Annotated in this window: 14 protein-coding genes; 7 read left to right on the forward strand and 7 right to left on the reverse strand. The window is 72.0% G+C overall.

The genetic code is table 11. The features are described from left to right. Positions 1–20: 20 nt before the first annotated feature. Complete coding sequence (locus VGN18_RS15730) at positions 21–1,556, forward strand: AMP-binding protein (protein ID WP_327540653.1); 1,536 nt, start codon at positions 21–23, stop codon at positions 1,554–1,556. A gap of 10 nt (positions 1,557–1,566) precedes the next feature. Continuing rightward, a complete protein-coding gene (locus VGN18_RS15735) occupies positions 1,567–1,923 on the forward strand; it encodes a VOC family protein (protein ID WP_327540654.1) in 357 nt (118 codons plus the stop codon). Between the two features lie 47 nt (positions 1,924–1,970). On the opposite strand, the gene VGN18_RS15740 is transcribed toward VGN18_RS15735, so the two are convergent. The 6 genes from VGN18_RS15740 to VGN18_RS15765 are packed head-to-tail and all read right to left on the reverse strand — an operon-like array spanning position 1,971 to position 6,910. Then, positions 1,971–3,344: an MBL fold metallo-hydrolase gene (locus VGN18_RS15740; RefSeq protein WP_327540655.1), complete on the reverse strand. Its 1,374-nt coding sequence runs from the start codon at positions 3,342–3,344 to the stop codon at positions 1,971–1,973. Positions 3,345–3,395: 51 nt separating this feature from the next. After that, on the reverse strand, positions 3,396–3,590 hold the full coding sequence (locus tag VGN18_RS15745) for a ferredoxin (protein ID WP_327540656.1): 195 nt from the start codon (positions 3,588–3,590) through the stop codon (positions 3,396–3,398). Between the two features lie 4 nt (positions 3,591–3,594). After that, a complete protein-coding gene (locus VGN18_RS15750; protein WP_327540657.1) occupies positions 3,595–4,848 on the reverse strand; it encodes an NADH-ubiquinone oxidoreductase-F iron-sulfur binding region domain-containing protein in 1,254 nt (417 codons plus the stop codon). Then, positions 4,848–5,435 carry a hypothetical protein gene (locus VGN18_RS15755; protein ID WP_327540658.1) on the reverse strand — a complete coding sequence of 196 codons (588 nt, stop codon included), beginning with the start codon at positions 5,433–5,435 and terminating at the stop codon, positions 4,848–4,850. Before VGN18_RS15755 ends, VGN18_RS15750 begins: the two co-directional genes overlap by 1 nt. A gap of 9 nt (positions 5,436–5,444) precedes the next feature. Next, positions 5,445–6,446, reverse strand: coding sequence for an FAD:protein FMN transferase (locus VGN18_RS15760; RefSeq protein ID WP_327540659.1), 1,002 nt, complete (start codon positions 6,444–6,446; stop codon positions 5,445–5,447). Then, positions 6,443–6,910, reverse strand: a complete 468-nt coding sequence (locus VGN18_RS15765; protein ID WP_327540660.1) for a hypothetical protein — start codon at positions 6,908–6,910, stop codon at positions 6,443–6,445. Before VGN18_RS15765 ends, VGN18_RS15760 begins: the two co-directional genes overlap by 4 nt. A 243-nt stretch (positions 6,911–7,153) precedes the next feature. Between VGN18_RS15765 and VGN18_RS15770 the strand changes: the two genes are divergently transcribed. The 4 genes from VGN18_RS15770 (at position 7,154) to VGN18_RS15785 (ending at position 11,659) form a co-directional block, all read left to right on the forward strand. Continuing rightward, complete coding sequence (locus tag VGN18_RS15770) at positions 7,154–7,882, forward strand: response regulator transcription factor (protein WP_327540661.1); 729 nt, start codon at positions 7,154–7,156, stop codon at positions 7,880–7,882. Positions 7,883–7,888: 6 nt separating this feature from the next. Continuing rightward, a complete protein-coding gene (locus tag VGN18_RS15775) occupies positions 7,889–9,358 on the forward strand; it encodes a sensor histidine kinase (protein ID WP_327540662.1) in 1,470 nt (489 codons plus the stop codon). Positions 9,359–9,413: 55 nt separating this feature from the next. Then, the gene (locus VGN18_RS15780) at positions 9,414–9,695 is read left to right on the forward strand and encodes a hypothetical protein (protein WP_327540663.1); all 282 of its coding nucleotides are present in this window, start codon (positions 9,414–9,416) and stop codon (positions 9,693–9,695) included. Between the two features lie 233 nt (positions 9,696–9,928). Beyond that, positions 9,929–11,659, forward strand: coding sequence for an L-lactate permease (locus VGN18_RS15785; RefSeq protein ID WP_327540664.1), 1,731 nt, complete (start codon positions 9,929–9,931; stop codon positions 11,657–11,659). Here the strand turns inward: VGN18_RS15785 and VGN18_RS15790 are convergent. Beyond that, entirely contained in the window at positions 11,623–12,861 is a 1,239-nt protein-coding gene (locus VGN18_RS15790; RefSeq protein ID WP_327540665.1) for an MFS transporter, read from the reverse strand. The genes VGN18_RS15785 and VGN18_RS15790 overlap by 37 nt on opposite strands. Positions 12,862–12,949: 88 nt before the next feature. On the opposite strand from VGN18_RS15790, the gene VGN18_RS15795 reads away from it, so the two are divergent. After that, positions 12,950–13,261 carry an ArsR/SmtB family transcription factor gene (locus VGN18_RS15795; RefSeq protein ID WP_327540666.1) on the forward strand — a complete coding sequence of 104 codons (312 nt, stop codon included), beginning with the start codon at positions 12,950–12,952 and terminating at the stop codon, positions 13,259–13,261. The last annotated feature ends 112 nt before the right edge of the window (positions 13,262–13,373 follow it).

Raw genomic sequence — 13,373 nt, forward strand, 5'->3', positions numbered from 1 at the left:
GCGCGGCTGAGGAGGGTCTCGTGCGCCTTGCCGACTACCTGGACAAGGGCGCCTCGCTGGGAGGGACAGCGCCCTGCCTCACCACCGAGGGCGAGACGCTCACCTACGCCCAGACCCGGGCCCTGTCGTTCCGCATCGCGGCGGCGCTCGTGGCGTCGGACGCCGGCGAGGGGACGTCGGTCGCGATCCTGTCGGCCAACGACCCGGTGGCGTTCACGACCGTGTTCGGCATCAGCCGGGCCGGGGCGGTGTGGTGCCCGATCAACCCGCGCAACGAGGCGGCCGAGAACCGCGAGCTGCTCGAGCTCTTCGACTGCGAGGTCGTCGTGTTCCAGGCGGCGTTCGCCCCGCTGGTCGCCTCGATCCGCGACGGGCTGCCCCGGGTCAGGACGTGGGTGTGCTTCGACGACCCGGCCGTCGACGGCACCCTGGGGTGGGACGAGTTCCTCGCCCGGGGTGAGGGCGTCGAGGTGGACGAGCGTCGCCCGCGGGCCGACGACCTCGCCATGATCGTCGGCACCGGCGGCACGACCGGGCGGCCGAAGGGCGTGATGCTCACCCAGCTCAATCTCGAGACGATGACCGCGCTGACGCTGATGAGCTATCCGTTCGCCGGCCGGCCGACGTACCTCGCGCTGGCGCCGCTGACCCACGCGGCGGGCGTGCTGTGCTTCCCGGTGCTCGCGCTCGGTGGCCACATCGTGGTGATGCGCGCGCCCGATGTCGGCGGGTTCCTCGCCCTCGTCGAGCAGCACGAGGTGACGCACACCTTCCTGCCGCCGACGCTCATCTACATGGTGCTCGACAACGACCATCTCGACTCGACGGATCTCGGGTCGCTGCAGTGCTTCTGGTACGGCGCCGCACCCATGTCGGCGACCCGGCTCGAGCAGGCGCTGGAACGGATCGGCCCGATGGCGCAGCTGTTCGGCCAGACCGAGGCACCGATGATGATCTCGACGATGAGCCCCGCCGATCATCGTCGCGCCGACGGTTCGATCGCTACGGAGCGGCTGTCGTCGGCCGGGCGGCCGACGCCGCTCGTGCAGGTCGCGATCATGGCCGGGTCGGGCGCGTTGCTCGGCGGTGGTGAGCGGGGCGAGATCGTCGTGCGCAGCTCCCTCGTGATGGCCGGGTACTACCGCGACCCCGAGGCCACCGCCGACGCGTCGCGGCACGGCTGGCACCACACCGGCGACATCGGCTACCTCGACGACGCCGGCTACCTCTTCATCGTCGATCGCGCGAAGGACATGATCATCACCGGCGGCTTCAACGTGTACTCGACCGAGGTCGAGCAGGCGCTGCTCGCGCACGCCGACGTGCAGGACTGCGCGGTGTTCGGCCTGCCCGACGAGAAGTGGGGTGAGCGGGTGGCCGCCGTCGTCCAACCCCGCGCCGGCGCGACCGTCGAGCCCGCTGAGTTGATCGCGTTCGTCAAGCAGCGCATCGGCTCGGTCAAGACGCCGAAGCAGCTCGACGTCTGGCCCGACCTGCCGCGGTCGAAGGTCGGCAAGATCCTGAAGAACGAGGTCAAGCAGCAGTTCTCGCCGTAGCCTCCTCGGCATGGCCATCGCCCGCTTCCCCGTCGTCGTGCTCGACTGCCCCGACCCCGAGGTCCTGGCCCGCTTCTACAGCGCCCTGCTGGACTGGCCGATCGAGGAGCAGGGCGACTGGTGGTCCATCCGGGCCGAGTACGGCGACTCGCTGGCGTTCCAGAGGGTCGACGACTACGCGCGGCCCGAGTGGCCCGGCCAGCGTGTGCCGCAGCAGATGCACATCGATGTCGTCGTCGACGATCTCGACGCCGGCGAGCAGGCCGTGCTCGCGCTGGGCGCGGAGAAGCACGAACACCAGCCGGGCACCACGTTCCGGGTGTTCCTGGATCCCGCCGGCCACCCGTTCTGCCTCTGCCTGAGCTAGCAGGCGCTGCCGGGCCTGCACCCTGCCGCCGCGTCCTCGTACTCGGGTCAGAGCCCGACCCGCTCGCCCTCGTGCGGGACGACGGCCGTCCAGCCCACCTCGTCGCGCAGGCGCTCGGCGAGGGCGTGCGAGCTGTGCTGCTCACCGTGGACGACGAAGCAGGTCGACGGCGCCGGCGCGCCGGTCGCCCACGCGACGAGCTCGTCGCTGTCGGCGTGCGCGCTGAACGCGTCGAGGGAGTAGACCTCCGCCCGCACGGGGACGTACCGGCCGTGGATCTTGATCTCGGTGGCGCCCTCGAGCAGCTGCCGCGCGCGGGTGCCCTCGGCGGCGAAGCCGACGATCGCCACCGTGTGCCGGTGGTTGGGCAGCATGCTCTGCAGGTGGTGCAGCACGCGTCCGCCGCTGGCCATGCCGGAGGCGGAGATGATGATCGACGGGACCCGCGGGTCGTTCCACTCCATCGACTCGTTGGCCGTGCGCACCTCGCGCACGCCGGCGGCGTCGAACAGGTCGCGCGGCAGGTCGGTGCGCAGCTCGGGCCAGCCCTCGTGCAGCGCCTCGCGGTACACCCGCAGGCAGGACAGCGCCATCGGGCTGTCCACCACGATCGGCAGGGCGGGGATCATCCCGGCCGCCTGCATCTGGTCCAGCTCGTAGAGCAGCACCTCGGTGCGGTCGACCGCGAAGGCCGGGATGAGCACCGAGCCGCCGCGGCGCGCGGTGCGGTTGATCATCGTGGCGAATTCGTCGCGGGCGTTCTCCGAGTGGCGTCGCCGGTCGCCGTACGTCGATTCGATGAGCAGGGTGTCCACCGACGGACGCGGCTGCGGCGCGCGCAGCAGCGGGTGGTGCTGGCGGCCGAGGTCGCCGCTGCTCAGCACCGTCCGCCCGTCCGGGGTCGTCAGGCGGGCCCAGGACGACCCGAGGATGTGCCCGGCGCGACCGAAGGTCAGGTCGAGGCCACCCGGCAGGGGCACCGACTCGCCGAAGGTCGCCGTCCGCAGCAGCCGGCGGGTCTGCTCGACGTCCTTGGCGTCGTAGAGCGGCAGGGCCGGGCGGTGCTTGCTCCAGCCGTAGGTGTTCGCGTGCAGCGCCTCCTCCTCGAGCAGGTGGGCGCTGTCGACGAGCACGATCTCGGCCAGCCGGGCCGTGCCTTCCGTCGCGTAGATCGGCCCGCGCCAGCCGGCCCGGGCCAGCACCGGCAGGAAGCCGGTGTGATCGAGGTGCGCGTGGGTGAGGACGACCGCGTCGGCCTGCCGCAGGCTGTCCGGCAGCGGCATCCAGTTGCGGCGCCGCAGCGACGACAGGCCCTGGAACAGCCCGCAGTCGACGATGATCGACGAGTCGTCCGACTCGACCAGGAACTTGCTCCCGGTCACCGTGCCGACCCCGCCCAGGAACGTCAGTGTCGCGCTCACCGGATCAGCATCCGTCGCACGGCTACCGACGCGTAGTGACCAAAGACCCCACTACTCCTTGGTGAGCAGGACGGCCAGGGTCGGGCAGGCGGCAGCGGCACGGCGGGCGTGCGCGGCCAGTTGCTCGGGCAGTTCCGGGCCGTCGAGGATCGGGTACCCCCACTCGTCGAGCTGGATCCATTCCGGCAGCATCTCGGCGCACAGGCCGTGCGCCTCGCAGGTGATCGGGTTGACGCGGATGCGCATCTCGTCACCTCCAGTCGGTCGTCGTCGCGGGCACGGGCAGCAGGGGTGGCCGGTGCGCGTCGGCGCACGGACCGCGGGTGGCGTGCCGGTCGGCCTCGCCGGCGAAGGTCGCCAGCGCGCTCGCGATCATGCGGGTCGCACCGTCGGGGTGGGCACACGCCCCGCGCCCCGGCACGACCGACAGCCAGCGGCTCATGGCCGGCTCGACGTGTCCCTTCGTGGCCAGCGCGGTCAGCCCGCCGGCGAGGGCCGGCAGCCCGTTGAAGCACGGCCCGCACTGGCCGGCGTTCTCGCGGGCGAGGTAGTCGGCCACACGCGCCGCCTCGGCCAGCCCGCACACGCCGTCGGCCGGCAGCGCGACCAGGATGCCGGCACCGAGGCCACCCCCGATCGCCTTGAGTGCGTAGTGCGTGAGGGGAAGGTGCCAGGCCTGCTCCCGCGAGACCCAGGTGCCGAAGTAGCCCCCGATGAGCACCGCGCCGGAGGTGGCGAAGGTGTGACCGACCGCATCGAGCACCGTGCCCACGGTCGTGCCGGTGACGGTCTCGGCGACCGTCGCACCGCGGGGTGTGGTGACGGTGAGCAGCATCGTGCCGGGCTCGTCGACGTCGCCGACCGAGCGGAACCACTCCGAGCCGTGACGCCCGATCAGCGCGAGGTGCGCCAGCGTCTCGACGTTGTGCACGAGCGTCGGCCGGCCACCCACGCCGCGTTCGTAGACCTCGGGGTAGCGGAACATCGGCTTGGCGTCACCGCCGTTGATGAAGTGGACGACGGCCGACGCCTCACTGGCCACGTACCGGCCGGGCAGCTCGTGGATCGTGACGTCGAGGTCGCGCCGTTCCCGCAAGGCGGCGGTCATCGTGGCCCGCGCCGCGCTGCCCCGGTGCAGCGCGAGGTGGAGTTCGGCCGCACCGACCGCACGGGCCGCGACGGCGAGTCCGTCGAGCACCAGGTGCGGGTTGCGGGTCATGAGCAGCACGTCCTTGCCGCTCGCCGGCTCGCCCTCGGCTCCGTTCGCCACGACGACCGGACGCTTGCCGGCGGCGACCGTGCGCACCTTGCGCCCGGCCGGGAAGCCGGCACCCCCGCGGCCGAGCAGGCCGCTCGCGTCGATCTCGCGGATCAGTGCGAGGTCGCCGCCCTTGCGGGTCGCGCCCGCCGGCAGCGCACCATGCACTGAGGTATGGTCGCCGGCCGAGAGCGACCCGCTGCCCTCGAGCCCGGCCAGCAGCCGGTGCGTCCACGGGTTAGTCATCACGCCACGCTCCGGGCCGGCCCCTGCGGGCCGTTCGGCGTGACGATCCGCAGCACGGCGGCGGCCGCGACGGCGAAGGTGGCGAGCACGGCCAGCCAGAACCCCCACTTGCCGCTCGCACCATCGGTTCCGGTGCTGATGAAGTGGATCATCGACAGCGGCCAGGCCAGGTAGGACAGCAGGTGGATCCAGCGCCAGACCGGTTCCTTCATCCGCACGCGGAGGAAGCCGGTGACCGCGACGATCAGGAAGATGTCGAAGGCCAGCGTGCCGAGCGTGACGTCGAGGCTCTTGTAGCTGGACGCTCCTGGCACGACGGCCGAGGCCGCACTGACGTTCACGTAGGAGTCGGCGACGGTCGTGATGATGTGCACGAGGATGAACAGCAGGCCGAGCACGTTCACGTTGCGGTGCAGGGCCTGCGTGGCGAAACGGGGCCACGCGCGGGAAGCGAGCGTGCGCTGCGTGGAGGCGACGCCGAGGACGGCGCCGATCGTCAGCAGCACGAAGCCGACCACGGCCGTGCTGCGCGTGGTGTACCAGAGCGGGTTGCTGCTGAATGCGCTCGCCGCGAGCGTGGTCGACATGGCCGACGCCTACACCCTCGCCGCATCGGCGGGCCAGCCCCCGAGCACGGACACGCTGCCGTCCTGCGCGACGAGGCGCGCGGGCAGGCTCTGGGTCCCGAGCCACGGCTTGGCCGCCGCTCCGCGGACGATCGCCGCCGTGGTCAGGGTGTTGGCCATGACGCAGCTCGAGGCGGCCACCGTGACGGTTCGCCACACCGGCTCGGCCGGCCGGCCGGTGTGCGGGTCGATGATGTGGTGCATCTGCGCACCGTCGTGCGCCCAGCGGCGCCTGATCGTGCTCGACGACGCGACGGCCGAGCCGGCCGGCAGCGCGATCGCGCACTCGGGCTCGCCGGGGCCGTCGCTGACGAGGATGCGCCAGCCGCTGTCGGGCCCGGGGCCGGCGGTCGCGATGTCGCCGCCGAGGCTGACGAGCACGCCGCTGTCGAGCTCGTCGGCGACGACGCGGGCGATGAGGTCCGAGGTGAAGGCCTTCGCGGTGGCGCCGAGGTCGAGGCGCAGCTCGGCCGGCACCGTCACGGTCTCGTCGGTCAGCACGATGTCGCGCCAGCTCGCGCGCCGGTCGACCGCGATGCGTCCGGTGGCGGGCGAGACCGACGCGAACGGCAGCCGGATCGCGGCCGGCCCGGTGGCCAGCCGCGAGAAGTCGCGGTCGTAGCCGATGTCGCGCATGCCGTTGCCGAGCGTCGGGTCGACGTCGCCGTCGGTGAAACGGGCCGCGTCGAGGGCGACGGTCAGCAGGTCCTTGAGCAGCCACGACACCGCGACGGGCGCACCGCCCGCTTCGTCGAGCCGGACGAGTTCGGAGTCGTCCCGGAAGCGGCTCGCGGCGGCGTCGACGTCACGCAGGCACTCGCGCGCCCGCTCGTAGGCCTCGGGCAACGCCGCCGGGTCGGTCACGACCAAGCGCGCGGTGGTGCTCCAGACCGACCACTCGACCGTGTCGTCGGCGACGCGCACGGTCTCGAGCGGGCCGCCGAAGCGGTCGAGATCGAGCATGGTGGTCATGATCCACCCGTCGTGGCCTGGCCGCCGCCGCTGCTGCTCGACACCGACGTGTTGTTGTTGGCGGCCTGCGCCGCCGCGGCAGCCTGGGCCGCGGCCGCCCGGACCGCCGCCGCGTTCGCCGCGGCTGCGGCCTTGGCCGCCGCGGCCTTCGCCGCCGCGCTCTCGGCCTCCGAGGCCGCCGCCGCCGCTGCCCTGGCCGCCGCCGCCCTGGCCGCGCTGGCCTGCGCGGCCGCCGCGGCCCGGGCCGCCGCCTTCGCGGCCGCCGGGTTGGGCACGGTGCGCGTCGCCGGCTTGGGCGACGCCGAGGGCGCGGTCGAGAGCGTGTAGGCGGTCAGGCCGACCGTGCCGGCCACGGAGGCGGCAGCGACGACGGCCGTGGCGACGCGGACCCGGCGATCACCGATCTCACGCAGGTTGCTGCGCCGGCGCCGCGGCGCGGTGTGGGGATGCTTCGTCGTTGTCATACCGAGAACCTTTCCGGTCGTCCCTATCGAGACCCGTGCGTGTTCCTGTCATAAGCCTATGAATGGGCCGGGGACCGATTCATAGGATTCTGATAGGCGGCCGACAGAGCTCCGATCGGGACGCCCGGCACCGTCGAGGGCATGAGCACCGGAGCCACCGACCACAGCGCCTCGTCGCTGCCCGCGAGCCACGTCGTTAGGGTCGACTCGCGAAGGACCGTCGAGCCGCCCTACGGAGCCGGGATGACCGAGCGAGCACAGTTGAGCCGCGCCGACGGCTCGCCCATGCGTGTCCTCGTCGTCGAGGACGAGGACACGCTCTCGCAGCTGCTCTCGATGGCATTCAAGTACGAGGGGTGGGACGTCCGCACCGCGGCGAACGGTCCGGACGCCGTCCGGGCCGCGCGGGAGTACCGTCCCGACGTCGCCGTGCTCGACGTGATGCTGCCCGGTTTCGACGGGCTCGAGGTGCTCAAGCGCATGCGGGCCGAGACGGTCGAGGCGCCGGTGCTGTTCCTGTCGGCCCGCGACGCCGTCGACGATCGCATCGCCGGGATCACCGCCGGCGCCGACGACTACGTCACCAAGCCCTTCAGCCTCGAGGAGGTCGTCGCACGGGTGCGCGGGATGCTGCGCCGCGTCGGTGCGGCGACGGCGCGCGACGACAGCCTGATCACCGTCGGCGACCTGACCCTCGACGAGGACAGCCGCGAGGTGACCCGCGGCGGTGACCCGGTCGAGCTCACCGCCACCGAGTTCGAGGTGCTGCGCTACCTGATGCAGAACCCGCGGCGAGTCCTGTCGAAGGGGCAGATCCTCGAGCGCGTGTGGCACTACGACTTCGGTGGCCAGACCAACGTCGTCGAGCTCTACATCTCCTACGTGCGCCGCAAGGTCGACGCCGGTCGAACCCCGATGATCCACACGGTGCGCGGGGTGGGTTACGTGTTGAAGCCGAGTGAGTCGTGTTGAAGCCGAGTGAGTGAGGTACCCCGCCGGAGGCGGCGGTCGCTGCGGGCGCGGCTGATCATCGTCCTGGTGACGCTGCTCGCGCTCGTCTCGGTGACGATCGGTGTCGTCACCGTGTACGCGTTGCGCGGGTTCCTCGTCGGACGGTTGGACGCCTCGCTCACCGCAGCGGGCGGCCGGTCGTTCCAGGCCGGCGACCGCCCGTCCGACGGCGGCGACCGCAACGACCCCAAGGGCGCGCAGTTCCTGCTGCAGCCGGGCCAGGCCATCGGCACACTCGGCGCGCGCATCAAGCAGGGCAAGGTCGATCAGGCCGGAGTCCTGGACGACGACGGGTCGATCCGGACCGTCTCGTCGTCGTCGGTCAGGTCGTTGCTGGCCGTCCCGGTGGACCGGAGACCCCATACCCTGCAGGTCGGCTCCCTCGGGGAGTTCCGCGTCATGGCCGCCCGCACCGCCGACGGCGACATCATCGTGACCGGCCTCCCGCTGAACGACGTCGAACGGGTCGTCTACCGCCTGATCGCCATCGAACTCGCGGTGGCCGGTGGCGCGATCGTGCTCGCGACCGTCGTCGGCATCGTCATCGTGCGGCGCACCCTGCGCCCGCTGCAGCACGTCGCCGAGACGGCCGAGCGGGTCAGCGGGCTGCCGCTGTCCGAGGGCGAGGTCGCGATCGAGGAGCGCATCGACCAGCACACCGTCGACGACCGCACCGAGGTCGGCCAGGTCGCCGGATCGGTGAACCGGCTGCTCGACCACGTGACCCTTGCGCTCACCGCGCGGCACGAGAGCGAGACCAAGGTGCGTCGCTTCGTCGCCGACGCGAGCCACGAACTGCGCACCCCGCTCACCGCGATCCGCGGCTACGCCGAGCTGACCCGCCGGGTGCGCGACGACGCGCCGCCCGAGATCGCGTACGCGATGCAACGGGTGGAGTCCGAGGCGGCCCGGATGACGACGATGGTCGAGGACCTGCTGCTGCTCGCCCGGCTCGACGCCGGTCGCGAACTCGCCGCCGAGCCGGTCGACCTCACCCACCTGCTGCTCGACGTCGTCAGTGACGCCACCGCGAGCGGCCCGGACCACCAGTGGCGGATGAACCTGCCCGACGACCCGGTCATGGTGACCGGCGACCGCGACGGCCTGCACCAGGTGTTCGCCAACCTGCTCGCCAACGCCCGCGTCCACACGCCGGCCGGCACGACCGTGACCGCCGACCTCGGCACCGGCTCGCCCGGCACGGCGGTCGTGACGATCCGCGACGACGGGCCCGGCATCCCCGCCGACGTGCTGCCGACGGTGTTCGAGCGGTTCGCGCGCGGTGAGTCGTCGCGCAGCCGGGAGGCCGGCAGCACCGGTCTCGGGCTGGCCATCGTCCGGGCCATCGTCGAGGCGCACCGTGGCTCGGTGCAGGTGACCAGCCGGCCGGGCCGGACCGCGTTCGTCGTGCATCTGCCGATCCGTTCGGGCTCATAGGGTTTCGACAGAATCACGACAACGCCACGACAGGCGCGGCGGCGAACCTGGATGCATGACAACGACATCGGCCCCGAGGACCACCGCCCCCACCCGTAACCTGCGCGAGATCGGCGACCGCAAGGTGCGCGCCACGACGATCGTGCTCGTCGCGGCCTCGCTCGCCGGCACCGTGGCACTCACCGCCTGCAACAGCGCGGCGTCGACGGCCACGACGTCGACCAACACCTCGGGCACGACCCGTACCACGACAGCGACGAGCAACAACAGTTCGAACAGCGGGACGACGGTCAGCACCACCGGCGGCACCACGCACGCCACCACGAGCGGCTCGTGAACCCCGTGGCCGCACCGCACCCTCGACGGTCTACGACCTGGTCGCACCGAAACGGGCGCTGGGATGCGCCCCAGGGTTGTAGTTCGGCGTAGTACAGATCCGGGGAGAAGGGTGGGGCCCCCCGCGCGCTCCCCGGCGCTCGACCTCATCGACGTCTTCGGCGGGACCGACTGCGGCGCCGGCGGAGTCACGCCCGGGTTGTCAGGACCTGTCCGGTTCGCGAAGATCAAGTCATGATCCTTGCCGAGTACCAGCAGGTCCCCGACCCGATCGGCCATTCCCTGGGCGTCTCGTCCGTCGTCGCGGCGCTGCCGCTGATCGTGCTGTTCGTGCTCCTCGGCGTGCTGCGCATGCGGGCCTGGCTGGCGTCGATCATCGGGCTGGCCGTCGCGATCGTCGTCGCGGTGACGGCGTACTCGATGCCGATCGGGGACGCGCTGAACAGCGGCCTGCTCGGCGCCGCGTTCGGCTTCTTCCCGATCATGTGGATCGTCGTCAATGCGATCTGGATCTACAACCTCAGCGTGCAGACCGGTCACTTCGACGTGCTGCGCCGGTCGTTCGCCTCGATCAGCGACGACCAGCGCATCCAGGCGATCATCATCGCGTTCTGCTTCGGCGCGCTGATGGAGGCCCTGGCCGGCTTCGGCACGCCGGTCGCGATCAGCTCGGTCATGCTCATCGCCCTGGGCTTCCGGCCGATCAAGGCGGCGACGGTCGCACTGGTCGCCAACACCGCACCGGTCGCGTTCGGCGCGCTCGCGGTGCCGATCACCACGCTCGCGGCCGTCACCAAACTGCCGCTGAACGACCTCGGCTCGATGGTCGGACGCCAGACGCCCGTCCTGTCGGTCCTCGTCCCGCTGGCGCTCGTGTTCATCGTCGACGGCCGGCGCGGGCTGCGCCAGGTGTGGCCGGCGGCGCTGCTGTGCGGGCTGGTGTTCGGCGCCTTCCAGTACCTCGCGTCGAACTTCTGGTCGATCCCGCTCACCGACATCGTCGCCTCGCTCGCGTCGGCCCTGGCGGTGCTGCTGTTCACCCGCGTGTGGCACCCGAAGGAGAACTACGTCGAGGACGAGCCCGACGACGAGCCTGTGCGCGGTGGCGGCGCGGCACCGAGCCGCACGGCCGCGCCGAACGGTGGCGGGGCCGTCGCCACCGCCACCCGTACCGAGACCGAGGTCCGCGACCGTCCGATCGAGATCCTGCGGGCGTACTCGCCCTACCTGATCATCGTGATCGTCTTCGTGATCGCCACCCGCGTCTCGGCCATCGCCGGCGTCGCACCGAAGAAGCCGGGGCAGAAGGGCACCGGCCTCGAGTCGGTCACCCACATCGTCAACTGGCCCGGCCTGCACATCACCAATCCGGCCGGCAAGGCGGTCGCGACGACGTTCAAGCTCAACTACCTGTCGGCGGCCGGCACGCTGCTGCTGCTCTCGGGCATCCTGACCATGATCGCGCTGGGCGTCGGGCCGGCCCGGGCGCTGCGCACCTATCTGAGCAGCCTCAACCAGCTCAAGATCGCGATCGTGACGGTGATGGCCGTGCTCGCGCTCGGCTTCGTCATGAACAACGCCGGCGAGACCGTCACGCTCGGGCTCTGGCTGGCCGGGGCCGGCGGGGCGTTCGCGCTGCTGTCGCCGATCCTGGGCTGGCTCGGCACTGCCGTCACCGGCTCGGACACCTCGTCCAACACCCTGTTCGGCGCCCTGCAGGTGGCCGCCGGCGCGCACGCGCACCTGTCGCCCACCCTGCTCGCCGCGGCCAACTCGTCCGGCGGCGTCCTGGGCAAGATGATCTCGCCGCAGAACCTCGCGATCGCCGCCGGCGCGGTCGGCCTTCAGGACCGCGAGGGCGACATCTTCCGCAAGGTCTTGGGGTGGAGCGTCGCGTTCGTCGTCTTCATGTGCCTGCTCGTCTACCTTCAGTCGACGGCGGTGCTCTCCTGGATGGTCGTCTGACGGGCGAGGTACGCCGCGATCAGGGCGGTCACGGCGACGAACGCGCCGTAGCCCAGCGAGGTGTCGCGCAGCCCCTCGTGGGTGATCAGCAGGCCGGCGACGACGGCCGGGACGCTGAAGGCGATGTAGCTGACGACGTAGACGGCCGACAGCAGGGCGGCCCGCTCGTGCGGCTCGGCGAGCTGGGTCAGCGAGCGCAGCGCGCCGAGGAACGCCGACCCGAAGCCGGCCCCGGCGACGAGCGCGGCGACCACGAACACGGTCAGCGACGTGACCGCCAGAGCGACGATGAACAGCGCGACGCCGGCGACGAGCGCGACGGTGCCGAGCCGGGTCATCGGCGCGGGCTGCAGGTCGCGCGTGGCCAGCGCAGCGGCGGCGCCCGAGGCCGCGAACAGCCCGATGACCAGACCGACGGCGGCGTGGTCGGTGACCCCGAAGACGGCGCCGAGCAGCGATCCCCCGACGGAGAGCATCAGGCCACCGAGCGCCCAGGTGGAGACCATGGTCGGGACGGCCGCGGCGAAGGCCCGCCGGGCCCGCGGCGGCACGGCCACCTTCGGGCGCAGGGCGGCGAGCGCCCCCGGCTCGCGGCGCACGGTCTCGGGCAGGGCCGCCACGAGCAGTGCCAGCAGGACGAACAGCCCGGTCAGGATCGCGAAGACGAGGCGCGTCGGGTGCGGGGCGTACTGCACGAGGAGGCCGGTGACGATCGCGCCGAGCCCGAGCCCCGAGGTCGGCGCCACGCTGTTGACCAGCGAGCCCAGCCGCGAGCCGTCCCCGGGCTGGAGATCGAGCAGGTAGGCGCCGAGCACGCCGACGGCGGCGCCGGTCGCCAAGCCCTGGACGACGCGGGCCGCGACGAGCCAGCCGACGCCGTCGGCGCCGAGGAACAGCGCCATCGACGCCGCCTCGACGACGAGCGCCCCGGCGAGCACCGGCCGGCGTCCCACGAAGTCGGAGAGCCGCCCGACCGTCAGCAGGCTGATCAACAGCGCCAGCACGTAAACGGCGAAGATGGCGGTGAGGGTCAGGCTGGAGAACCCGAACTCCCGCTGGAGGACCGGGTAGAGCGGGCTCGGTGCGCTGGACGCCGCGAGGAGCCCAGCCGTCGTCGCCGCGACCAGCCAGAAGGCGGCCGCGCGGGGCAGCGTGCGGGTGCCGGTGGGCGTCGACTGTGACGTCTCGAGCACTGTGGTCATAGCGGGCTCCGATCGTCGTACCGTTCGAGTTGCATCGAATGGTTGAACCGGACCACCCCACCAATCGTTCCAAGAAAGTCGAACTGTGATGGCGACCACTGCGCGGACGTTCGATCACCCCGACCTCGCCGGCATCGAGCTGACGACGGTGCTGTTCGCGCTGAGCGACCCGGCGCGCCTCGACCTCGTCCGCCAGCTCGCCGCCAAGGGCCCGCAGACCGTGGCCCAGTGCCACACCGTGGACCCCGACGTCCCGAAGTCCACGTTCTCGCACCACCTCAAGACGCTGCGCGAATCCGGGCTGATCCGCAACGAGCCGGCCGGCCGGCAGCGCACCATCACCCTGCGCCGCGACGAGCTCGAGGCCCGCTTCCCCGGTCTGCTCGCCCCGCTGCTCTGACCGCGAACCGGGTCGGAATCGTGGCGAATTCTTGACCTTGATCGCGGACGCCGGTGGTTAGGGTCGATCAATGCCGCCCGCCCGCCAGACCGCCGACCGGCGGTCGGGGCGT

Source organism: Jatrophihabitans sp. (genome assembly GCF_036000465.1).
Classification (GTDB): domain Bacteria; phylum Actinomycetota; class Actinomycetes; order Mycobacteriales; family Jatrophihabitantaceae; genus Jatrophihabitans.

Excerpts from the sequence above, each read along its gene's own strand:
- VGN18_RS15780 (WP_327540663.1), top strand. The coding sequence starts at position 9,414 with ATGACAACGACATCGGCCCCGAGGACCACCGCCCCCACCCGTAACCTG.
- VGN18_RS15755 (WP_327540658.1), bottom strand. The coding sequence starts at position 5,435 with ATGTCGACCACGCTCGCGGCGAGCGCATTCAGCAGCAACCCGCTCTGG.
- VGN18_RS15735 (WP_327540654.1), top strand. The coding sequence starts at position 1,567 with ATGGCCATCGCCCGCTTCCCCGTCGTCGTGCTCGACTGCCCCGACCCC.
- VGN18_RS15750 (WP_327540657.1), bottom strand. The coding sequence starts at position 4,848 with ATGACTAACCCGTGGACGCACCGGCTGCTGGCCGGGCTCGAGGGCAGC.
- VGN18_RS15795 (WP_327540666.1), top strand. The coding sequence starts at position 12,950 with ATGGCGACCACTGCGCGGACGTTCGATCACCCCGACCTCGCCGGCATC.
- VGN18_RS15745 (WP_327540656.1), bottom strand. The coding sequence starts at position 3,590 with ATGCGCATCCGCGTCAACCCGATCACCTGCGAGGCGCACGGCCTGTGC.
- VGN18_RS15790 (WP_327540665.1), bottom strand. The coding sequence starts at position 12,861 with ATGACCACAGTGCTCGAGACGTCACAGTCGACGCCCACCGGCACCCGC.
- VGN18_RS15785 (WP_327540664.1), top strand. The coding sequence starts at position 9,929 with ATGATCCTTGCCGAGTACCAGCAGGTCCCCGACCCGATCGGCCATTCC.
- VGN18_RS15765 (WP_327540660.1), bottom strand. The coding sequence starts at position 6,910 with ATGACAACGACGAAGCATCCCCACACCGCGCCGCGGCGCCGGCGCAGC.
- VGN18_RS15770 (WP_327540661.1), top strand. The coding sequence starts at position 7,154 with ATGACCGAGCGAGCACAGTTGAGCCGCGCCGACGGCTCGCCCATGCGT.
- VGN18_RS15760 (WP_327540659.1), bottom strand. The coding sequence starts at position 6,446 with ATGACCACCATGCTCGATCTCGACCGCTTCGGCGGCCCGCTCGAGACC.